Consider the following 20,627-nt stretch of genomic DNA (forward strand, 5'->3'; position numbering starts at 1 on the left):
CTGCAGGAGTGGCTGGCCACGCGCCTCGACAGCCTGCCGCAGGGTGCACGCCACCTGGCCGACCCGGGGTTCAAGCTGCTGTCGCACTGCACGGAAAAGACCAACGCCCCAGCAAGCCCCAAGACTTGGCAGCAGGTGTTTGCCGCCTTCGGGCTTACGCTTTCACTGGTCGAGACCGGCTGCTGCGGGATGTCCGGCACCTACGGCCACGAAACCCGCAACGCGGCTACCTCGAAAACCATCTATGCCCAGTCCTGGCAGCCAAAGGTAGAGGCTCCGGAGAATGCCGGCCGGCTGCTGGCCACCGGGTATTCGTGTCGCAGTCAGGTAAAGCGGTTTTCCTGCCATACTTTACAGCACCCCCTTCAGGCGCTGTTGGCACAATTGAAGACAACCTCTCCTTCTCATCTCAACAATATGCATAGAGAGCCTTGAAATGACCCAGACAACGCTTCTTTCCGCCAATGATGTGCGTGATCGTTTCTCGAAGGCCATGTCGGCCATGTACCAGACCGAGGTGCCCCAGTACGGCACGCTCCTGGAATTGGTTGAGCAGGTGAACCGGGAGACCCTCGCCCAACAGCCTGAGCTGCGCCGCCGCCTGGAGGCTCAGGGGGAGCTGGATCGTCTGAGCGTCGAACGCCACGGCGCCATTCGGGTAGGGTCGGCAAGCGAGCTATCCATGTTGCGACGCCTGTTTGCCGTCATGGGGATGTACCCTGTGGGCTATTACGATCTTTCAGAAGCGGGCGTACCCGTGCATTCCACGGCTTTCCGGCCCATCGAGGATGAGGCGCTGGCGTGCAATCCGTTTCGCGTATTCACCTCCCTGCTACGCCTGGAGCTTATCGAAAGCGAAGCGCTGCGCCAACGCGCCGAGGAGATTCTGGCAAAACGGGATATCTTTACGCCCAAGGCGCGCGAACTGATCGAGCACTTTGAAGCGCAAGGCGGGTTGACCTCTGAGGAGGCTGACCAGTTTGTCGAAGAGGCGCTGGAAACCTTCCGCTGGCACCAGGATGCCACGGTGGATCTGGACACCTACCAGGCACTGCATGATGAACATCGCCTTATCGCAGACGTAGTGTGCTTTCGCGGCCCGCATATCAACCATCTGACGCCACGCACGCTGGATATCGACGAAGCTCAGCGACGCATGCCGAGCGTGGGCATGAACCCGAAAGCGGTCATCGAAGGCCCGCCGCGTCGCGAATGCCCGATTCTGCTGCGCCAGACCAGCTTCAAGGCGTTGGAAGAGACAATTCGCTTTGCCGGCGACGCCCAAGGCACGCATACCGCTCGCTTCGGCGAGATCGAACAGCGCGGCATGGCGCTGACGCCCAAGGGTCGGGCGCTGTACGACCAGCTGCTGGGCGAGGGTCGCAAGCAGGCTGCAGGGCTGGATAACGAGGCGCACCAGGCGGTCATGGGCAAGGTGTTCGCGGCACTCCCCGATAGCGACGAAGCGATGCGTCGTGAAGGCTTGGCCTATTTCCATTACCACCTGACCGAGGCTGGAAAAGACGCTGTGGGCAATGCCAATGCTGATATTGAAGATTTGGTAGAGAGAGGCCTGGTGGAAGCGCAGCCGATTACCTACGAAGACTTCCTTCCGGTCAGTGCGGCAGGCATCTTCCAGTCGAACCTGGGCGGCGGCGAAAACGAAGCCTATGCGGGGAGCGCTAACCGTGAAGCGTTTGAAGAGGCGTTAGGGGCGCCGGTAACCGACGAGCTTGCCTTGTATGCCGAGCGTGAACAGGCGTCTAAGCAGCGGGTACTGGCAGCACTCGCAGGCTGATCGCTTCGTTCGAATGCGTGGTTAAACGTTCAGGCTGTCCAGGTGGGCAGCCTGAGTCGTTTATGGATGGGCGTTCTCAGCAGAAGCGTACTTCACTATATGCTCGACAAACCGGCGCACCTTGCCAAGCTCCCCCAGGTGTTCGGGATAGACAAGATAGTACGCGCTTTCGCTGTGCAGGCGATGAGGCCAGGCCAATGTAAGCCGGCCAGCCGCCAGCTCTTCATCCACGGTAAAGTGTGGCACCAGCGCCACGCCCCCACCTGCCATGGCCGTGCGCACCAGCATGGGGAAGGTTTCAAAACGGGTGCCGTGATAGCTACGATCGGTGGCGATTTCCTGGCCTGCAAACCAGTGGTGCCAGGCATCCGGACGGGTGGAAAGATGCAGTAGCGACAGTTGAGCCAGGTCGCTTGCCGCCTCGATGGGGTGCTCGTCCAGCAGCGAAGGGGCGCACACGGCCACCATTTCTTCGTCCACCAGCTTGTGGCAGGCCAGGTCAGGCCAGCTGCCATGGCCGTAGAACAGCGCGATGTCGATATCCTGCTGTTCAAGATCGAAATCTTCCACACGATCATGAAACTCCAGGCTGATGCCCGGGTTCGCGGCCAGAAACGCCGGCAGCTTGTCTGCCAGCCAGCGGCTGCCGAAGCTGGGTAGGGTCGCGACCTTGAGCACTTCGCTGTTGCCGCTATAAGTCATGATAGCCTGAGTCGACATCTCGATCTGAGCGAGCACCTTGCGCACGTCGCTTAGAAAGATGGCGCCCTCGGGCGTCAGCAGCAAACTGCGCCGTACGCGACGAAACAGCTTGTGCTGGAGGATGGACTCAAGATGAGCGACTTGCTTGCTCACGGCACTCTGGGTCAGGCTCAGCTCATCCGCCGCCCGGGTAAAGCTCATATGGCGGGCGGCCGCTTCAAAACACTGCATGGCGGCGGTGGAAGGAAGATTGCGTGATGCCAAGCGATGAGCTCCTGATGACCTGTGAACCGCCCCGATGGCTGGGCACCGGGGCGATGTAAGAGGCTGATCATAACTCATGAAGCGAGTGGCTTCGCGTCCTGAAACGCATCCTTGCGGCGCGACTGCCACCATCCCACTGCGCCCATGGCGAGCAGGCCCAGTCCGCTGGTAAGCAGTTCCGGCACCACCATGGCAAGCCCCGCGGCCAAGAGTATCAGGCGCTCCCAGACACGGGAATCGCGAACAAAGTAGCCCAGCAGAGCGCTGCTCACGCCCATGATCCCCAGCAGTGAAAAGATCAGGGCGCTGATCAAGCCTAGTGGTGTAGGGTCGACCATCACCAGCATCGGGTTGTAGATGAACGCGTAGGGAATGATGAACGCCCCGATGGCCAGTTTGACTGCCGTAAAGCCGGTCTTCATCGGATTCGCCTGGGCGATGCCCGCGCCGGCAAAGGCGGCCAGACAGACGGGAGGCGTAATATCCGCGATGATGCCGAAGTAGAACACGAACAGATGCACCGCCATGGGCGGCAGGCCGAACTCGTTGATCAGCGCCGGGGCGGCAATGGTGGCGGTAACCACATAGTTGGCCGTGGTGGGAAGCCCCATGCCCAGTACGATACAGGCCACCATGGTGAAGATAAGCGCAAGTATCAGCACGCCATCGGCCAGGCTGATGATACCGGCGGCGAATTTGGCGCCCATGCCGGTCATGCCTACCACACCGGCAATAATGCCTGCACAGGCCACGGCGGCAATCACGGGCAGGGCCACGCGCGCACCTTGTTCAAATATATCCAGTATGCCCCTCAACGATGGTCGCGTTTCCTTGCGCACCAGACTCACGGCGAAGGCGCAGGCGATACCCAGCAGGGCGGCCCGTTGAGCAGTGAACCCGACGCTGATCGTGGTCACGATGACCAGCAGCGGCAGCAGCATGTAGCCCTTTTCCAGCATCAGCTTGCGCTTGCTCGGCAACTGATCCTTGGGAAGGCCCAGAATGCGGTGACGCTTGGCTTCGAAGTGAACGCCAATGAAGATACCCGTGAAATACAGAATCGCCGGAATGAGCGCGGCGAACATGATTTCCCGGTAGGAGACCCCCACGTATTCCACCATGATGAACGCCGCCGCGCCCATGAGGGGCGGCATGATCTGCCCGCCGGTAGAGGCCGAGGCTTCCACGGCGCCCGCCACTTCGGGCTTGAAGCGCGCATTCTTCATCATGGGGATGGTGAACGAGCCCGAGGCCACGGTATTGCCGATAGAGCTTCCGGAAATCATCCCCTGTAGCGAGCTTGCGATGACCGCTGCCTTGCCGGCACCACCGGTAAAGCGGCCGGTGAGGGCAAACGCCAGGTCATTGAAGAAGCGGCCCACGCCGGTGTGCATCAACACAACGCCGAAGAACAGGAACAGGAAGATAAAGCGTGCGGATATTTGCAGAGGCGTGCCAAACACGCCGCTTTCCCTGAACCACAGGTAGGGTGACACCTGCTCGAGCGCGAACCCGGGATGGGAAAGCAGAGGGCTGGGTATGAGATTGCCAAACAGCGCGTACAGGATGGCCAAGGTGGCCATCACGACGATGGGCATGCCAACGGTGCGGCGGGTGGCCTCCAGGACAAACAGCACGCCGAGCACGGCAATCGTCAGGTCTACGGTCGAGTAGCCCGTGATACGGGCACGCAGAACCTCTTCGTAGAAGATGATTTTATAGTAGGCGGCAAACGTGGCGGCGAACGCCAGCACGATGTCGTACCAGGGCACGCCTTGGCGGGGGTCAGCACCGCGGGTGGCCGGAAACAGGATGAAGATCATCCCGAGCGCCATGCCCAGATGCACCGCGCCCTGTTGCTGCGAAGGCAAGGTGCCAAAGTAGGCGGTGTAGAGATGGAAACAGGTCAACGATACGCCCATCAACGTGATGAGCCACGCCCATTTGCCTAGCTGCAGCGGCGAGCGTATCTGAGACTCACGGTCATATTTCTCTAATAGCGATGCTTCGTCAGGCGTTTTTTTTTATCCACGGTCAAACCTCATGCGGATGACGCCGCAAGCCTAGGCCTGCGGCGGTCAGGAAGATTAGTCAGCAAGGTCGCTCAAGCTTTCGATGTTGGAACGCTCGCGGGTCACCACCTGGATGACTTCGGGGTAGATGTGACCGATAAAGGCGACGTTGTCGATGGCGCCACTCTCGAACTCGCCGCGGCCTTCAACGGCATCCTGAGCCGGGGCGTGAACCGTCATGCCCAGGTCCATGCTGTCGTCGCGAATGCTCACCAGGTTCTCGATGGAAGCGCCGGTTTCTATGTTGGTAAAGTTCTGACCCTCCAGATAGCGGTTCCAGATAGTGGCCATCTCACCGCCCAGGGGGTAGTAGGTGCCGCCCTGGCTGCCGGTGCCCAGCACGTACTCACGCTTGGACTCGATATCACCCAGTTCGGCTACCGGGTTGTCGACGGTCAGGCCCTGCTCTTCGTAGTAGCGCTTGGCGCCCGGGTGAATGGGCAGGCCTTCCGAGCCGTTCAGCGCGTTTTCCAGCGTCATGAAGGCGGATTGGGCGTGGGTATTTTCCTCGGCATGTTCGTGCATCAGCCGCGCCAGCTCGTAGCCAAGCGCTTCGTCGATGGTATTCGTGTTGCCGACCAATACGGCATAGGCAGTGATGGTTTCAACGTCCTCGTTCTGAAAGTCGTAGCTGCCGGCCGGAATCGTAAAGCGCCGGTAGGCGCTGTTGGCCTCGATATAGTCGATTGCTGCGTCGCTCAGGCCGATCAGGCGAACATCACCACTGGAGGCCTGCAGGTTCTCGATACTGCCTGAAGGCAGCCCAAGAATGCCGATCGAGATATCAATATTGCCATCCTGCACCCCGTCGAGTGCCGCGCCAAAACCTTCCTGGTACGTGTTGTACTTGTCGCTGTCGATGCCGTAAGCATCAAACAGCAGTTGGGAAACGCTCTGCGTCGTACTGGCCGGGGGGCCAATCGCGATATTGGGTTTACTGTCGCTGCTGCATCCAGCGAGTAGAAGACCGGCACTCAAGCCACAGAAGACCTTGGACAGGGAAGGCTTCATATTAACTCCTGCTGATTAAATTATTTGGAATGATTCAGTGCCGCTCACTGTAGTGGTAAAGCCTCAACTGCAGGGGGAAACGGCTAGACACGAGCGGGAAATAGACGGGCTATTGTTCACATACGCAGCGTGACAGACAAAAGAAATTAAGTTGCGTACGCATTCCATTTTCTCATGATTCGAGTAAAAACGGGGCATCGCTGGCTAAAAAATAGCTGTCTTTGAAAGGGAAGGCGTGCAGGCTGGGGTGATCATATTCAACGAGGGAATGCATGGCCCCTATGAGGCCATGCAACATTTTCGAAGGTTTGAAGTGCTTGGCCGCTAGTCAATCAGCCCCTGCTCACGCGCCATGGCGTAAGCGGCCTTGGGGCCATCCCAGAGCGAGGGCAGCAGTATCAGCGATACCGGCACGGCGGTGATCACGATGAATTGTTGAAGTGCGGCGATCTGGCCTTCACGCATGGCCAGCAGTACCGCCGCCATGATCGTCATGGTCACGCCCCAGAAGGCGCGTAGAAACGGGCTGGGCTCGTCGTGGCCCGCGCCGACCATGGCAATGGAGTAGCTCATGGAGTCGCCGGTGGTGGCCACGAAGATAGTGGTCAGCAGCAGGATCGCCAGCGCCATCCAGGTGCCGCCGGGCAATGCCTGGGCCAGGGTGAGCGTGGCGATATCGAACTGAAAGTTCGTCAGCGCGTCGGTCAGGTCGATGACACCGGTCAACTGATAAAAAATGCCCGAGCCGCCCAAGAGCGTGAACCAGACCGTGGTGGCGATGGGAGCGATGACGGCCACGGCCAGAATCATCTCGCGAACGGTGCGTCCGCGGGAGATGCGCGCCACGAAGATCGCCATCAAGGGCGCAAAGGCGATGAACCAGGCGTAGAAGAACACGATCCACCACTGCATCCACTCCGCCGGCGCGGTTTCCGCGGTAATGGTGACCATCTTGAAGAAGTTGTCCAGGTACGTGCCCATGCCGGCAAAGTAGCTGTTGAACAGAAACAGCGTCGGCCCGAACAACACGATGACCGAGCCAATACCCAGCGCCAGCATGACGTTGAAGCGGCTCAAGAGCTGCATGCCCTTGTGTACACCGCTGACCGCGGAAAGCACGTACACCATGCCCAGGGTCGCCAGAACGCCAAGCCGTGTCACGAAGGTGTTGGGCAGCCCAAACAGATCCTCAAGGCCATGGGTGACCTGGGTCGCCAGAAAACCGACCGGCCCGACGGTGCCCGCCACCACCGCCAGTACGCAGCAGGTATCCACCACGCCACCCAGGGGGCCACGCATCACGCGCTCACCGAATAACGGGTAGAGCAGGGTGCGCGGTTGCAGCGGCTGGCCTTTCACGTAGTGGGCGTGGGCCAGCACGATCGCGGTGAGCGACCCCAGCACTGCCCAGCCGACGAATCCCCAGTGGGTGAATGACTGCGCCAGCGCCCCGGGCACTGCGGCGGCCACGCCCGGGTCGGTATCAAAAGCCGGCGGGACGTTCACGAAGTGATAGATCGGCTCGCCAGCGGCGAAAAAGACGCCACCACCGCCCAGCAGCGTGCACAGGATGATCGAAAGCCACTTGAAGGTACTCAGCTCCGGTGCCTCCAGGTTGCCGATCCTGGCGTTGCCCGCTGGGGTCAGCGCAAGCCCGATGGCGATGAAGAACGTCAGCAGCATCAGAAACTGGAAGTAGGTACCGAAGGTCAGCGCGCTCCAGGCAAAGCCCCGACTGATCGAGTCGGCGACCAGGTCCAGGTCGTAAAAGGAGAGCGCGAGAAACAGCACGATGAAGCCAATGCTTAGGGTGAGGACGATAGGATCGCCAAGCGAAGATCGCGTCTGGCGGTCGGCATCAGAGGCCGATTGAGTCATTAATATACCTTTTGGGTGGCAAGAAGAGGCAGTGTGCCCAAGCCTAGCAAGAAGGGCATTAAGCGACGTGATGCGGCAAGGAGCGCGGCATACAGCTAAAAAAAAGCGCCATTCATTGAATGGCGCGAGGACAGGAAACTGCGCCCAGTATATCTTGGCTATAGACCAAAGTCTAACGTGATTACTTTTGGTGCTTGAAGGTCCTTGAGTGCACCAAAAAGATGCCAGGCGCTCGAGTGTCTACCAGTGATAAAGCAGTGACGCGCTGGTAGTGTTATCCGTACGTTCGCTGGCGTCATCCGGCGGCTGTGAATTGTGCTTGATCTCATGGGAAAGACGCAGCGACATGCGTGAATTGAGTCGGGCGGTCAGAGCGGTCAGCGACCGGCCGGTGGTGTTCTCGCTGGTATACTCCACCGACATCTCCTGCTCGATATCGGCATAGTCGGAAAATCCCCAGCGATAGGCCAAGGCCGTGTAGGCAACCGCCAGACGTTCGTTGTCGCTTTCACGCAGCCGGTCGTTGCGATAGCCCGGGCCCGCTTCCAGCGACAGCGAATGCCTTGAGCCTTCAAGCAACTGACGCCCGTAGCCACCGATGATTGAAAGCTGCTGGTCGTAGCCGGCAAAGCGGTCCTTTTCCCAGCGGGCGAAGCCAAACAGATAGTGTGGGCCGTTGAAATCAAACCGCTCGCGGCCAGCGAGCAGGTACTGCTCGGCGCTGGTTTCGCCATCCTTGCTTACGTTACGCACCTCGCCGCGCAGCGAGTGAGTGAAATCGCCGGTCAGCCAGGTCAGGCGGGTCTTGCCAATCAGCGTCTGGCTGTTGGTATTCCCTGAAAGGTGGGTAAAGCCGAGCTCGGTGTCGCCGCTGAAAATCGGCGCATCGTCGGTAGGCGGAGGTGGAGCGTAAAAAGGATTGGCGAGGGCAGCGCCTGATGACAGCAAGATTCCCAGAAAAACGACAGTTCTTGATCCAGTGAGCACTCAACGCCTCCGTTAATGACACAAAAGTCGGCGATTACGCCGCTTTGCTGCGCATGTCATAATGACGCTGTCGCGCACCTAGAGTTCCGCCATGACTAATCCCCGCCCCCTCGCTGAGCTACAACGCTTTCGCCGTGCACGCGCCAAGCGCCGCTGGTACAGGCGTAGCTTTCGCTTACAGGTCATGCTGCTGGTGGGGCTTTTGCTGGCTGGCATGCTACTGGCTCAGGGCACATATCTCAATCATCGCAAGGCGGATATTATCAGCCACCAGATGGGCGAGCGCGCACTTGCCGTAGCGAAAACCGTGGCCGGCATGCCGCAAATAGTGAGTGCCTTCGATACTCCGGACCCGTCCATGATCATTCAGCCGCTGGCCGAGCGGGTGCGGCTTGAAACCGGCGCGCGCTACGTGGTGGTGGGCAATGCGCAGTCCATCCGCTACTCGCATCCGGTGCCGGAGCGCCTGGGCGAGGCAATGGTGGGGGGAGATAACGACCAGGCGCTGATTTACGGGCAATCCTACGTTTCAAAAGCGACGGGCACGCTGGGGACGGCCATGCGTGGAAAAACGCCCATCTGGGACGAAGAGGGCAACATCATCGGGGTGGTGTCCGTCGGCTTCATGATGGACCGCGTTGAGATGGACGTGGCGCGCTATACCAACCTTGGCTGGGCGCTGGTGGCGCTGATGATCGTGCTGGGGTTTGCCGGCGCGTACTGGCTTTCCCAGCACTTGAAGCGCGTGATTCTGGGATTAGAACCCTATGAAATTGCCCGCCTGGCCATGGAGAAGGAAGCCATCCTGCAGTCGATTCATGAAGGCATCCTGGCGGTCAACCGCGATGGCCATATCACCCTGGTGAATCAGCAGGCCCGGCGGTTTCTCAATCTGCCCGATGAGCACGTGCTCCTGGGCCAGCCGATTCAGGAGGTAGTACCCAATACGCGCCTTCTGGAAGTGCTCCGCCACGGCGAGCAGGAGTTCGACCAGCAAATGTGGCTGGGCGACCACCCGGCGGTGGTCAACCGGGTGCCGATTCTGCACGACGGTGAAATCGAAGGCGCCGTGGCCACGTTTCGCAGCCGGCGGGAAATCATCGATCTGTCTCAGGCGCTTACCCAGGCCAGCCGCGATGTGGATATGCTGCGCGCTCAGGCTCACGAATTCTCCAACAAGCTGTACACGATTTCCGGCCTGCTGCAGCTCAAGCGCGTGGAAGAGGCGCTGGCCCTGATCCATCACGAAACCGAACGCGCACAAAAGCAGATGAGCTTTTTGATGCGCCATGTGGCCGATACCGTGCTCAGCGGTACGTTACTGGGTAAACTGACCCGCGCCCGGGAGCTTGGAGTGGCCATGGAGATCGACGAGCAGAGCTCGCTCGCCTGCCCGCTTACCGCGACCGGCCAGGAAGTGATGATGAGCGTGGTGGGCAACCTGCTGGACAACGCCTGCCACGCCGCGTTGAACGGGCCGAACGGGGATTCTCCCAAGGTGCGGCTGTTCCTGACCGACCTGGGTGAGCAACTGTTGGTCGAGGTAGAAGATAACGGCCCTGGCGTGCCGGAAGCGCACGCTGAATCGATCTTTCAGGAAGGCTTTTCGACCAAGACCGGCAAGCACTGCGGCATTGGGCTGTCTCTGGTGGCGCGCCTGTGCCGCCAGCATGGTGGGGCCGTGACGCTCGAGGAGAGCGAGCTGGGCGGGGCGTGCTTTATCGCCGTGCTCGACCGCTCCCTGTGCGCCGCACCCTGATCGTTCAAACGACCACGACTGCGAGGAAACGTGATGTCTACAGCGCAATACGGCATTTTGGTCGTTGAAGACGATTTTCGCATTGCCGATATTCACAAGGCGTTCATCGAGCAGAGCGAAGGCTTTTATATCGCAGGCGTTGCCCGCAATGGCAGCGAAGCCAGAGCACTGATGGCCGAGCGCGCGGCCAGCATCGACCTGGTATTGCTGGACGCCTACCTGCCGGACGTGGAAGGCCTGGAGCTTTTATGGGCGATCCGGCGCGACCATACTCATGTGGATATCGTCATGGTGACCGCTGCCCGTGAGGTCGATACCATCTCCGAGGCGCTGCGCGGCGGCGTGTTCGACTACCTGATCAAGCCCATTGAAGCTGCCCGCATGGGCCAGATGCTGGCCCGCTTTCGCCGCGAGCGTGAGGCGCTTGCCGGGCGCAACGAGATGAATCAGGACGAGCTGGATCATGTATTCACCCGCCTGCAGCCCGGCGAGACGCCGCGTCCGACGGCGCGGACCCTGCCCAAGGGGATCGACCGGCTGACCCTGCGCCGGGTCATCGAGGCCCTGGCGGATGAAGCCGCGCCACTGACCGCGATGCAGGTAGCCCGCAGCATGGGCGCCAGCCGCTCGACGGCCCGCCGGTATCTGGAATTTCTGGTGGCCGAGCAGGGCGTCAGCGCCGAACTCGGCTACGGCGATGTGGGGCGCCCCGAGCGGCGCTACCGGGTACTCGATACCGCCCATGCCTGGCTTGAATCTCTTTAGCCTGAAGACAGCCTGCCACACGCGTGAACAAAATGAACAAAATGCCCATAAAGGACTTTTTGTCTTTTATGGGCAGAAGCTTGTCGTTCAGGGCAAGGGTCTTCTAACGTTCGCGGCGTAACCACGACAAAATAACAGTGGACCACACAACAACATTTAAATGTGGAGAACGCCAATGACCTCGCTTTCCTTGAAGCGCCTAGCCGTGCTTGCCCTGCCGATGGCTGCTCTGACAACAATCGCCACCGCCGCTCAGGCCCAGGAATGGACGCCGAGCAAGTCGATCGAATTCGTCGCACCGGCGAACCCGGGCGGCGGCTGGGACACCCTGGTACGCACCGTATCGCGCGTCATCCAGCAAGAAGGCCTGGCGGACAAGAACTTTGCCGCCATCAACGTACCCGGCGGCGGCGGTGCGGTGGCCTGGGCACAGATTGCCCGCGACAGCGGCAACCCGCACAAGCTGTTTGCCACCAGCCCGCCAATGATTCTGGTGCCGCTGGCCGGCGCCTCGCGCTACGACCACACCGATTTCACGCCGGTGGCCCGTATCAATACCGACTACTCGATCATTCTGGTAGCGGCGGATTCCGAGTATCAGGACGTCAATGACCTGTTTACCGCGCTGAAAGAGAATCCCCGCCTGAGTGTAGGCGGCGGCAGTGCACCGGGTTCCATGGATCACATCTCGATTGCGGGTCTTGCTTCCGCCGCCGGTCTGGATGCTTCTGCGGTGAACTACATTCCGTTCTCCGGCGGTGGCGATGCCATGACCAACCTGATGGGTGGCCATATCGAAGCCGTCATCACCGGTGCCGGTGAATCCGTCGGCCAGCTGGGCGAAGGCAGTCAGCTGCGCGCGCTCGGCGTCTCTTCCGAAGAGCGTCTGGGCGGTGCCCTGGCTGAGGTGCCTACCTACCAGGAGCAGGGAATCGATTACTCCTTCGATATCTGGCGCGGCGTGATGGGTGCACCGGATATGCCTGAAGAAGCCGTTGCCTACTACGAAGAGCTGTTCGCGGAAATGCTGGAAACCGACGCCTGGCGTCAGGCCAGCGATCAGCTTGGCTGGATCGATGCCTACCAGGATAGCGAAGAGTTCGGTGCGTTTCTGGATGAACAGCAGGAGCAGTTCAGCAGCGTGCTGAGCGACCTGGGCCTTCTGCGCCAATAACAACCCTATAAGCAATGCTGTGTTATCCCGGTGGCCATCAGGCCGCCGGGTACGCCTGTCCGCGACAGTCGGCGCGTGCTTTCGGAGAATTCCAATGACTAAATTGAATACCAACCAGTGGCTGGCGGTGGTGCTTGCGCTGTTCGCTGCTGCCTATTTGGCCATGGCATGGCAGGTACCCACCTTTCCGCTGCCGCGCCCGGTCGACTCCGACCTGTTTCCCAAGGTATTGGGGGCCGCCCTTTTGCTGCTCTCTATCTTTCTGTTCTTTGAGAAACCCGGCGCGATTGCCGGCGCCGACGAGATCGACAGCGACGCTTCTCGCCACGGGCCGCTCTGGCTGACGCCCTGGGCACGCGTGATCGTGACGGCGCTGGCCATTGCCGCCTACGCCTTCTTGCTGGTGCCGCTGGGGTTCGTACTCGCTTCCACGCTCTTGTGCGTGGGCCTGACCGCCTATTACGGCTATCGCCGCCACGGCGTGAACCTGCTGACGTCGCTGGGCGTGGTGTTGGCGCTTTACCTCACCATGACGCGCGTCATGGACGTCTATTTGCCGACGGGCGTGCTGCCCTTCTAACGCCATCTTGAACAGGTTTTAAAGAGGGTAGATCCCATGGATGCCTTGAACAATCTCATGTACGGCTTTGGCATCGCGCTTGAGCCGATGAATATCGCTTACGTCTTTGCCGGGGTGTTTGCCGGCACCATCATCGGCATGCTGCCAGGCCTTGGGCCGATCAGCGCGCTCGCCCTGATGATTCCGATCACCTTTGCCATGGAGCCCTCCTCGGGCCTGATCCTGATGGCCGGGGTTTACTATGGCGCCATCTTCGGCGGCTCCACCTCGTCGATTCTGTTGAACGCGCCGGGTGTGGCGGGCACGGTGGCCACCTCCTTTGACGGCTACCCCATGGCCAAGCAGGGCAAGGCGGGCAAGGCCCTGGCGATTGCCGCCTACTCCTCGTTCGTGGGCGGCACGGTGTCGGTCATCTTCCTGATGCTGGTGGCGCCGCTACTTTCCAAGGTGGCGGTGAGCTTTGGCCCGGCAGAGTACTTCGCGCTGATGGTGCTGGGCTTGACCGCGGTCGTGTCGCTTTCGGATAAATCCCTGGTGAAAGGGCTGATTGCCGCCGTGGTCGGGGTGATGATCTCGATTGTCGGGATCGACATGCAGACCGGTACCGAGCGCTTTACCTTCAACTCGATCAACCTGCTCGACGGTATCGACTTCCTGGTTGTGGCGCTGGGTATCTTCGCACTCGCCGAAGTGTTCTACATGCTGCTGCGTGGCGGCGGTGGCAAGGAAGCGCCGCGCAACGCCATCGGCTCGCTCAAGCTGACCCGCTCTGAAGTGGGCCAGATCGCTGGACCGGTGAGCCGTAGCTCGGTGCTGGGCTTCTTTACCGGCGTACTGCCCGGCGCGGGCGCCACCATCGGCTCGTTTCTGGGCTACAGCATGGAAAAGCGTATCGCAAAGGATGGTGACACCTTCGGCAAGGGCAACATCAAGGGCGTGGCCGCCCCGGAAGCCGCCAACAACGCGGCGTGTACCGGCTCCTTCGTGCCGCTTCTAACGCTGGGCGTGCCGGGCTCCGGCACCACGGCGGTGCTGCTGGGGGCGCTTCTGGTGATGGGCGTAACCCCGGGGCCGATGATGCTCGAGCAGCGTCCGGACGTGTTCTGGGGCGTGGTGGCGAGCATGTATATCGGCAACATCTTCCTGCTGGTACTCAATCTGCCGCTGATCCCGCTGATCGCCAAGATTCTGGATCTGCCCAAGCCGCTGTTGCTCTCGTTGATTCTGATCTTCTGCATGATCGGCGTATACGGCATGAGCTTCAGCGTGTTCGACCTGCTGCTGCTGCTCGGCTTTGGCCTGCTGGGTCTGGGCATGCGCCTGTTTGGCTTCCCGGCAGCACCGCTGATTCTGGCGCTGATTCTGGGCAATATCATGGAAGAGTCCATGCGCCGGGCGCTGCAGATCTCCGGCGGCGACTGGATGACCTTCGTCGACAAGCCCATCTCGCTGTCGCTTTTGCTGATCGCGCTGCTGTCGCTGGGCCTGCCGCTGTTGAAGAAGCGTCGCAAGAAAGCCGCTGTCGCCGAATAAGCGGGCGGTAGTACGAAGCGCTCTGGGTCGACCAGGGCGCTTTTTTTGTGCCTGTAAAACGTCGTGTTGGTGCACGGTGTCGTTCTGGTGCATGGAAAGCGTGCAATCTGGTTGTCGCGGGCGCGCCAACGTAGTGCGAAGGCTAGGGTGGCAGGGTTTTTGTATACATCTAAGTAGTTGATTGTATTTTCATTGACGGGCGTTGATTCAATGTGGCGCACCCCTTGCAGTGTTAAGAGCGGACAGCGAATAGCCGAGCGTTTTGGGCTAGAGGCGAGTGCCCTTGACGGGCCTTGCCGCGCTCCAGGCGCTGATCACAACGCTCAAACAACGAGCCCTACTCAAAAGGGTGCAAGGAGATTCAGGTGACTACACAATACAACCGCCCTCTTTCCCGCCGTTTTATCACCTCGTTACTGGCCGCCGCCGTGATGGGCGCTGGCGCCCAGGCCGTTGCGCAGGAGGATGATCCGATCAAGGTGGGTATTCTCCATTCGCTTTCCGGCACCATGGCGATCAGCGAATCCACCCTGAAAGATACCGTCGAAATGCTCATCGAGCAGCAGAACGAGGCGGGTGGTCTGCTGGGCCGTCAGCTGGAAGCCGTGGTGGTCGACCCGGCCTCCAACTGGCCGCTGTTTGCCGAGCGCGCCCGCGAACTGCTTGCTCAGGAAGAGGTGGATGTCATCTTCGGCAACTGGACCTCGGTTTCTCGTAAAGCCGTGCTGCCGGTGGTCGAGGAGCTCAACGGCCTGCTGTTCTACCCGGTGCAGTACGAGGGTGAAGAGTCGTCCGAGAACGTCTTCTACACCGGGGCCGCGCCCAACCAGCAGGCGATTCCCGCCGTCGACTACCTGATCAACGAAGTCGGCATCGAGCGCTTCGCGTTGGTCGGCACCGACTACGTCTATCCGCGTACCACCAACCGCATCCTCGAGGCCTACCTTAAGGACGAGCACGGCGTGGCGGAAGAAGACATCATGGTCAACTACACGCCCTTCGGCCATTCGGACTGGCAGAACATCGTCTCGGAAATTCGCCGCTTCGGCGAAGAGGGCAAGCCTACTGCGGTGGTCTCCACCATCAACGGTGATGCCAACGTGCCGTTCTACCGCGAGCTCGCCAACCAGGGCATCGACGCTGCCGACATTCCGGTCATCGCCTTCTCGGTGGGCGAGCAGGAGCTTTCCGGTATCGACACCGGCCCGCTGGTCGGCCACCTGGCCGCCTGGAACTACTTCATGAGCGTGGATACCGACGAGAACTATGACTTCATCGACGCCTGGATCGACTGGAGCGGCGACGAGGAGGCAGTGACCAACGACCCCATGGAAGCGCACTACATTGGCTTCAACATGTGGGCCGAAGCCGTGCGCAAGGCCGGCACCACGGATGTCGACGCGATCAAGGACGCCATCATCGGCGTGACCGTGCCGAATCTCTCCGGCGGCTATGCGGCGATGATGCCGAACCACCACATCACCAAGCCGGTGCTGATCGGCGAGGTGCAGGATAACGGGCAGTTCGACATCGTCTGGCAGACGCCTTCTACCGTGGCCGGCGACGCCTGGTCCGACTACCTGCCGGGCTCGCGTGATCTGATTGCTGACTGGCGCAAGCCACTGGCGTGCGGCAACTTCAACGTCGTCAACGGCACCTGTGGTGGCAGCACCGCAGCGGAAGAAGCCGAAGCGGCGCTGGCCGAGTAACGCTCCCTTCACCCGGGCCGCGCAAGCGGCCTGGGCACGCCAACTCTTTCTCACACTGAAAGGAAGAACCCGATGAGGCGTTTCCTTTGTCTGGGGCTTTTGTGCTGTCTACTGCTGGGCCTTGTGCCCCTGGCCGCGGCGCAACCCGAGCCCCGCTCCTCCAATACCGATACCGGCCATGCCCTGCTCGAAACCTTGGACGCGGATTCCTACCGCGACAAGGGCGAGGCGATCACTGCCCTTTTGCAAAGCGACGACGAACGTGCCCGTGAGTGGCTGCAGGCGCTGCTGGATGGCCGTCTGCAGCGCACGGACGACGGTAGGTTTGTGGTCGTGCTGGACAACAGCGGGCGCAACTGGCCTGTCGAAGACGCCCTGACCGGGGAGGCACTGGGTGAGATGTCGCGCCGTGATCTTGATCGTATCGGGATCAACAACGCGCTGCGCAATCAGCTTAGAAGCGCGATAGCTGTGGTGGATCTCTACTCGCCCAATGTCGAGCGGCGACGCAGCTCCGCTGACCGCCTGCTGGGCGAAGTGGACGAGGAGCTCTTTGACACTCTGACCCCGCTGATCGAGGAGGCCGAGGACGACTACGTGCGCCGGCGCCTGGCCCAGGCGGTGGCGATTTACCAAACCGAAAACGGTGAGATGGCAGGGGTCGAGGCGCTGTCCGGAAGCCTGCATCCGCGCGCCCGGGTCGCGCTTAATCGCGCTGCCAACGGCGACGACCCGGTCGTGGCGGACGCCGCCCGCGCAGCCCTTGCAAGCGTTGAGCAGAAACTCAAGATCAACCGCGGCGTCGAGACGCTCTATTTCGGCCTGAGCCTTGGCTCGGTGCTGGTGCTGGCAGCCATTGGCCTAGCCATCACGTTCGGGGTGATGGGCGTGATCAACATGGCCCACGGCGAGCTGATGATGCTGGGCGCCTACACCACCTGGATGATGCAGCAGCTGTTGCCCGGCCAGCCGGGCCTCGCCCTGGTGCTCTCGATACCGGCGGGTTTTCTGGTGGCGGCGCTGGCGGGTATCGCCATCGAGCGCAGCGTCATTCAGTTTTTGAAAGGCCGCCCGCTGGAAACCCTGCTGGCGACTTTCGGCATCAGCCTGATCCTGCAGCAGTTGGTACGTACGGTAATTTCGCCGCTCAACCGCACGGTGATCACCCCGGAGTGGATGAGCGGGTCGCTGGTGATCAATGACGCCCTGTCGCTGACGCTCAATCGCATGTTCGTGCTCGGCTTTGCGCTGCTGGTTTTTGTCGGACTGATGCTGATCATGCGCCGCACGCGCCTGGGGCTCGAGGTGCGCGCCGTGACCCAGAACCGCGCCATGGCACGTTCCATGGGCATTCGCGCCACCCGGGTGGATATCCTGACCTTCGCACTCGGCTCCGGCGTGGCCGGGCTTGCGGGCGTTGCGCTTTCCCAGCTCACCAACGTGGGGCCAAACCTTGGCCAGAACTACATCATCGATTCGTTCATGGTGGTGGTGTTTGGCGGCGTGGGCAATCTCTGGGGCACGCTGGTGGCGGGGCTGTCGCTTGGCGTAATCAACCAGATCCTCGAGCCCTGGGCGGGCGCGGTGCTGGCCAAGATCATCGTGCTGGTATTCATCATTCTGTTCATTCAAAAGCGCCCGCGGGGACTCTTCCCGCAGAAGGGCCGCGCGGCGGAGGGCTAAGCGATGTCGCAAGCAACTTCAAGCCGGTTCTGGCTGATCCGCCCATTTGGCGAACGCGCCACGCAAGTGTTTCTGGGCGTTTTGCTGGCCGCACTCGTGATCGTGACGGTGCTGCACGTGGCGGTGCCGCAGGGCAGCCCGCTGCACGTCAATGCCTACACGGTGAACCTGTTCGGCAAGTACTTGAGCTACGCGCTGCTGGCCGTGGCGGTGGACCTCGTCTGGGGGTATCTGGGCATTCTAAGCTTGGGTCACGGCGCGTTTTTCGCCATCGGCGGCTACGCCATGGGCATGTACCTGATGCGCCAGATCGGCGACCGTGGCACCTATGGACACCCGGTGCTGCCGGACTTCATGGTGTTTCTCAACTGGGAGAGCCTGCCCTGGTACTGGCAAGGGTTCGACATGGCCTGGTTCGCCTTTGCCATGGTGCTGCTGGCGCCGGGGCTTTTAGCACTCGTGTTCGGCTTTCTGGCGTTCCGCTCACGGGTGACCGGGGTGTATCTTTCGATCATCACTCAGGCGCTCACCTTTGCGCTGATGCTGGCGTTTTTCCGCAACGAGATGGGGTTTGGCGGCAACAACGGCCTGACGGATTTTCGCGAGATTCTGGGTTTCAACCTGCGAAGCAGTGACACGCGCCTCGGCCTCTTTCTGGCGTCCGGGGTAGCGCTGGCGCTGGGCTATCTTCTCTGCCGGGCCGTCGTGACCAGCAAGCTTGGCCGGGTGTGCGTGGCCACCCGCGATGCCGAGGCGCGCACGCGCTTCATTGGCTACCGGGTCGAGCGCTTTCAGCTCTTCGTGTTCGTGGTGTCTGCCATGCTCGCGGGTGTGGCCGGGGCGCTCTACGTGCCCCAGGTCGGCATCATCAACCCCAGCGAGTTCTCGCCGCTGTTTTCCATCGAGATCGTGCTGTGGGTGGCGCTTGGCGGGCGGGCCACGCTGTATGGCGCGGTGATCGGCGCGATTCTGGTCAACTACGCCAAGACCGTGTTCACCGGCGTGATGCCCGATGCCTGGCTTTTCGCTCTTGGCGGGCTCTTCGTGCTGGTCACTGTGCTGCTGCCCAAGGGCGTGGCGGGACTTTTGCATACGCGCCGCCGCGCGTCGATGTCTGACAAGACACCTCACAAGGAGGCTACCGCATGAGCTTGCTGCAATCGCTCCAGGCGCGCGACCGGGTGTTTGATTTCATGGCCCCCGCCGCCTCCCGGGTGGACGTACGCCACGGCCCGATTCTGTATATGGAAGATGTCACGGTCAGCTTTGACGGCTTCAAGGCGATCAACAAGTTGAACCTGACCATCGATGACGGCGAGCTGCGCTGTATTATCGGCCCCAACGGGGCCGGTAAAACCACCATGATGGATATCATCACCGGCAAGACCCGGCCCACCGAAGGCAGCGTGTGGTTCGGCAGCCGCCATAACCTGCTGCAGATGAACGAACCAGAGATCGCAAGCTTGGGCATTGGCCGCAAGTTCCAGAAACCCACGGTGTTCGAGGCGCTCAGCGTGTTCGAGAACCTGGAGCTTGCCATGGCCGCCGACAAGCGCATCTTCCCCACGCTGACCGCGCGCATGACCGGCGAGATCAAGGACCGCATCGAGGAAGTGCTGGAAACCATCGGCCTGACCGGGCTTCGCTTTCAGCTCGCGGGGATACTCTCCCACGGCCAAAAACAGTGGCTGGAGATCGGCATGCTGTTGATGCAGCGCCCGCGCCTGCTGTTGGTCGATGAGCCCGTCGCCGGGATGACCGAGCAGGAGATGGAGCGCACCGGGGAGCTTCTGACGAGCCTTGCCGGTAAGCAATCGGTGGTCGTGGTCGAACACGACATGGGCTTCGTGCGCTCCATCGCCCGCAAGGTCACCGTGCTCCACCAAGGCAGCGTGCTGGCCGAGGGCAGCATGAACGAAGTGTCCAACGACCCGAACGTCGTCGAGGTCTATCTGGGCGCCGATGACGAGGAGATCGCTTGATGCTGACCATCGAAAAGCTCAACCAGTTCTACGGGGAAAGTCACACGCTGTGGGATCTGGACCTGGACGTACCCAAAGGCCAGTGCACCTGCGTGATGGGCCGCAATGGGGTGGGTAAAACCACGCTGATGAAAGCCATCATGGGCGAAGTCGCGGTCAAGAGCGGCCAGCTGCGCTACCAGGGCGATGGCAGCGAGATCGAGCTCACCAAAAAAGCTGTGGAAGCGCGCTCGCGCATGGGCATCGGGTTTGTGCCCCAGGGGCGACAGATTTTTCCGCTGCTAACGGTGGAGGAGAACCTGCGCACCGGGCTTGCCGCCCGGGGCGATGGGCTGAAAAAAATCCCCGAGCGCATCTACGAGCTGTTTCCAGTGCTTAAAGAAATGAAGCACCGCCGTGGCGGCGACCTCTCCGGCGGCCAGCAACAACAGCTCGCCATCGGCCGCGCGTTGGTGATCGAGCCGAAGCTATTGATTCTGGACGAGCCGGGCGAGGGCATTCAGCCCAATATCGTCACCCAGATCGGCCAGGTGATCCGCCAGCTGATCGAGGAGGACGGCCTGACAGTGCTGCTCGTCGAGCAGAAACTGCCGTTTGCGCGCAAATACGCCGACCGCTTCGTGATCATGGACCGCGGCCGCCCGGTGGCCAAGGGTGATATCAGCGAACTCTCCAACGAGCTGATCAAACAGCATTTGACGGTTTGAGTTATCCACACCCGGTTGTATCA

16 protein-coding genes and 1 pseudogene are annotated in these 20,627 nt (G+C 61.0%); 12 read left to right on the forward strand and 5 right to left on the reverse strand.

Annotated elements, in window-relative coordinates; all coding sequences use genetic code 11:
- Both B0H98_RS14700 and hglS read left to right on the forward strand, forming a co-directional pair.
- Positions 1-435: pseudogene (locus B0H98_RS14700) on the forward strand (FAD-binding oxidoreductase); the annotation flags it as partial.
- A gap of 1 nt (position 436) precedes the next feature.
- The gene (gene hglS, locus B0H98_RS14705) at positions 437-1,798 is read left to right on the forward strand and encodes a 2-oxoadipate dioxygenase/decarboxylase HglS (RefSeq protein WP_106375820.1); all 1,362 of its coding nucleotides are present in this window, start codon (positions 437-439) and stop codon (positions 1,796-1,798) included.
- Between the two features lie 60 nt (positions 1,799-1,858).
- Here the strand turns inward: hglS and B0H98_RS14710 are convergent, their stop codons facing one another.
- From B0H98_RS14710 to B0H98_RS14730, 5 genes are all read right to left on the reverse strand, one after another.
- Entirely contained in the window at positions 1,859-2,764 is a 906-nt protein-coding gene (locus tag B0H98_RS14710) for a LysR substrate-binding domain-containing protein (RefSeq protein ID WP_106375821.1), read from the reverse strand.
- 74 nt (positions 2,765-2,838) lie between these two features.
- Positions 2,839-4,734 carry a TRAP transporter fused permease subunit gene (locus B0H98_RS14715; protein WP_106375822.1) on the reverse strand — a complete coding sequence of 632 codons (1,896 nt, stop codon included), beginning with the start codon at positions 4,732-4,734 and terminating at the stop codon, positions 2,839-2,841.
- A 117-nt stretch (positions 4,735-4,851) separates the two neighbouring features.
- The gene (locus B0H98_RS14720) at positions 4,852-5,847 is read right to left on the reverse strand and encodes a TAXI family TRAP transporter solute-binding subunit (protein WP_106375823.1); all 996 of its coding nucleotides are present in this window, start codon (positions 5,845-5,847) and stop codon (positions 4,852-4,854) included.
- Positions 5,848-6,171: 324 nt separating this feature from the next.
- Positions 6,172-7,725: a BCCT family transporter gene (locus tag B0H98_RS14725; RefSeq protein WP_106375824.1), complete on the reverse strand. Its 1,554-nt coding sequence runs from the start codon at positions 7,723-7,725 to the stop codon at positions 6,172-6,174.
- A gap of 240 nt (positions 7,726-7,965) precedes the next feature.
- A complete protein-coding gene (locus B0H98_RS14730) occupies positions 7,966-8,712 on the reverse strand; it encodes a DUF481 domain-containing protein (RefSeq protein ID WP_106375825.1) in 747 nt (248 codons plus the stop codon).
- Between the two features lie 91 nt (positions 8,713-8,803).
- Between B0H98_RS14730 and B0H98_RS14735 the strand changes: the two genes are divergently transcribed.
- The 10 genes from B0H98_RS14735 (at position 8,804) to urtE (ending at position 20,604) form a co-directional block, all read left to right on the forward strand.
- Positions 8,804-10,471, forward strand: coding sequence for an ATP-binding protein (locus B0H98_RS14735; protein WP_106375826.1), 1,668 nt, complete (start codon positions 8,804-8,806; stop codon positions 10,469-10,471).
- Between the two features lie 33 nt (positions 10,472-10,504).
- A complete protein-coding gene (locus tag B0H98_RS14740; protein WP_106375827.1) occupies positions 10,505-11,236 on the forward strand; it encodes a response regulator in 732 nt (243 codons plus the stop codon).
- A gap of 175 nt (positions 11,237-11,411) precedes the next feature.
- Entirely contained in the window at positions 11,412-12,410 is a 999-nt protein-coding gene (locus B0H98_RS14745; protein ID WP_106375828.1) for a tripartite tricarboxylate transporter substrate binding protein, read from the forward strand.
- 94 nt (positions 12,411-12,504) lie between these two features.
- Positions 12,505-12,990, forward strand: coding sequence for a tripartite tricarboxylate transporter TctB family protein (locus tag B0H98_RS14750; RefSeq protein ID WP_106375829.1), 486 nt, complete (start codon positions 12,505-12,507; stop codon positions 12,988-12,990).
- A 36-nt stretch (positions 12,991-13,026) separates the two neighbouring features.
- Positions 13,027-14,523 carry a tripartite tricarboxylate transporter permease gene (locus B0H98_RS14755; RefSeq protein WP_106375830.1) on the forward strand — a complete coding sequence of 499 codons (1,497 nt, stop codon included), beginning with the start codon at positions 13,027-13,029 and terminating at the stop codon, positions 14,521-14,523.
- Positions 14,524-14,954: 431 nt separating this feature from the next.
- Positions 14,955-16,232, forward strand: coding sequence for an urea ABC transporter substrate-binding protein (gene urtA, locus B0H98_RS14760; RefSeq protein ID WP_244183195.1), 1,278 nt, complete (start codon positions 14,955-14,957; stop codon positions 16,230-16,232).
- A gap of 72 nt (positions 16,233-16,304) precedes the next feature.
- Positions 16,305-17,915, forward strand: a complete 1,611-nt coding sequence (urtB, locus tag B0H98_RS14765) for an urea ABC transporter permease subunit UrtB (RefSeq protein WP_106375832.1) — start codon at positions 16,305-16,307, stop codon at positions 17,913-17,915.
- A 3-nt stretch (positions 17,916-17,918) separates the two neighbouring features.
- The gene (gene urtC / locus B0H98_RS14770) at positions 17,919-19,064 is read left to right on the forward strand and encodes an urea ABC transporter permease subunit UrtC (protein ID WP_106375833.1); all 1,146 of its coding nucleotides are present in this window, start codon (positions 17,919-17,921) and stop codon (positions 19,062-19,064) included.
- Positions 19,061-19,897, forward strand: a complete 837-nt coding sequence (gene urtD / locus B0H98_RS14775) for an urea ABC transporter ATP-binding protein UrtD (protein WP_106375834.1) — start codon at positions 19,061-19,063, stop codon at positions 19,895-19,897. The genes urtC and urtD overlap by 4 nt, the downstream gene beginning before the upstream one ends.
- Entirely contained in the window at positions 19,897-20,604 is a 708-nt protein-coding gene (gene urtE, locus B0H98_RS14780; protein WP_106375835.1) for an urea ABC transporter ATP-binding subunit UrtE, read from the forward strand. The genes urtD and urtE overlap by 1 nt, the downstream gene beginning before the upstream one ends.
- Positions 20,605-20,627 lie beyond the last annotated feature (23 nt).

This window comes from Vreelandella songnenensis (assembly GCF_003002925.1).
GTDB lineage: Bacteria > Pseudomonadota > Gammaproteobacteria > Pseudomonadales > Halomonadaceae > Vreelandella > Vreelandella songnenensis.

What these genes read in the sequence shown, in the direction of transcription:
- hglS (WP_106375820.1), top strand. Translation starts at nt 437, where the DNA reads ATGACCCAGACAACGCTTCTTTCCGCCAATGATGTGCGTGATCGTTTC.
- B0H98_RS14720 (WP_106375823.1), bottom strand. Translation starts at nt 5,847, where the DNA reads ATGAAGCCTTCCCTGTCCAAGGTCTTCTGTGGCTTGAGTGCCGGTCTT.
- B0H98_RS14725 (WP_106375824.1), bottom strand. Translation starts at nt 7,725, where the DNA reads ATGACTCAATCGGCCTCTGATGCCGACCGCCAGACGCGATCTTCGCTT.
- B0H98_RS14735 (WP_106375826.1), top strand. Translation starts at nt 8,804, where the DNA reads ATGACTAATCCCCGCCCCCTCGCTGAGCTACAACGCTTTCGCCGTGCA.
- B0H98_RS14740 (WP_106375827.1), top strand. Translation starts at nt 10,505, where the DNA reads ATGTCTACAGCGCAATACGGCATTTTGGTCGTTGAAGACGATTTTCGC.
- B0H98_RS14745 (WP_106375828.1), top strand. Translation starts at nt 11,412, where the DNA reads ATGACCTCGCTTTCCTTGAAGCGCCTAGCCGTGCTTGCCCTGCCGATG.
- B0H98_RS14750 (WP_106375829.1), top strand. Translation starts at nt 12,505, where the DNA reads ATGACTAAATTGAATACCAACCAGTGGCTGGCGGTGGTGCTTGCGCTG.
- B0H98_RS14755 (WP_106375830.1), top strand. Translation starts at nt 13,027, where the DNA reads ATGGATGCCTTGAACAATCTCATGTACGGCTTTGGCATCGCGCTTGAG.
- urtA (WP_244183195.1), top strand. Translation starts at nt 14,955, where the DNA reads ATGGGCGCTGGCGCCCAGGCCGTTGCGCAGGAGGATGATCCGATCAAG.
- urtB (WP_106375832.1), top strand. Translation starts at nt 16,305, where the DNA reads ATGAGGCGTTTCCTTTGTCTGGGGCTTTTGTGCTGTCTACTGCTGGGC.
- urtC (WP_106375833.1), top strand. Translation starts at nt 17,919, where the DNA reads ATGTCGCAAGCAACTTCAAGCCGGTTCTGGCTGATCCGCCCATTTGGC.
- urtD (WP_106375834.1), top strand. Translation starts at nt 19,061, where the DNA reads ATGAGCTTGCTGCAATCGCTCCAGGCGCGCGACCGGGTGTTTGATTTC.
- urtE (WP_106375835.1), top strand. Translation starts at nt 19,897, where the DNA reads ATGCTGACCATCGAAAAGCTCAACCAGTTCTACGGGGAAAGTCACACG.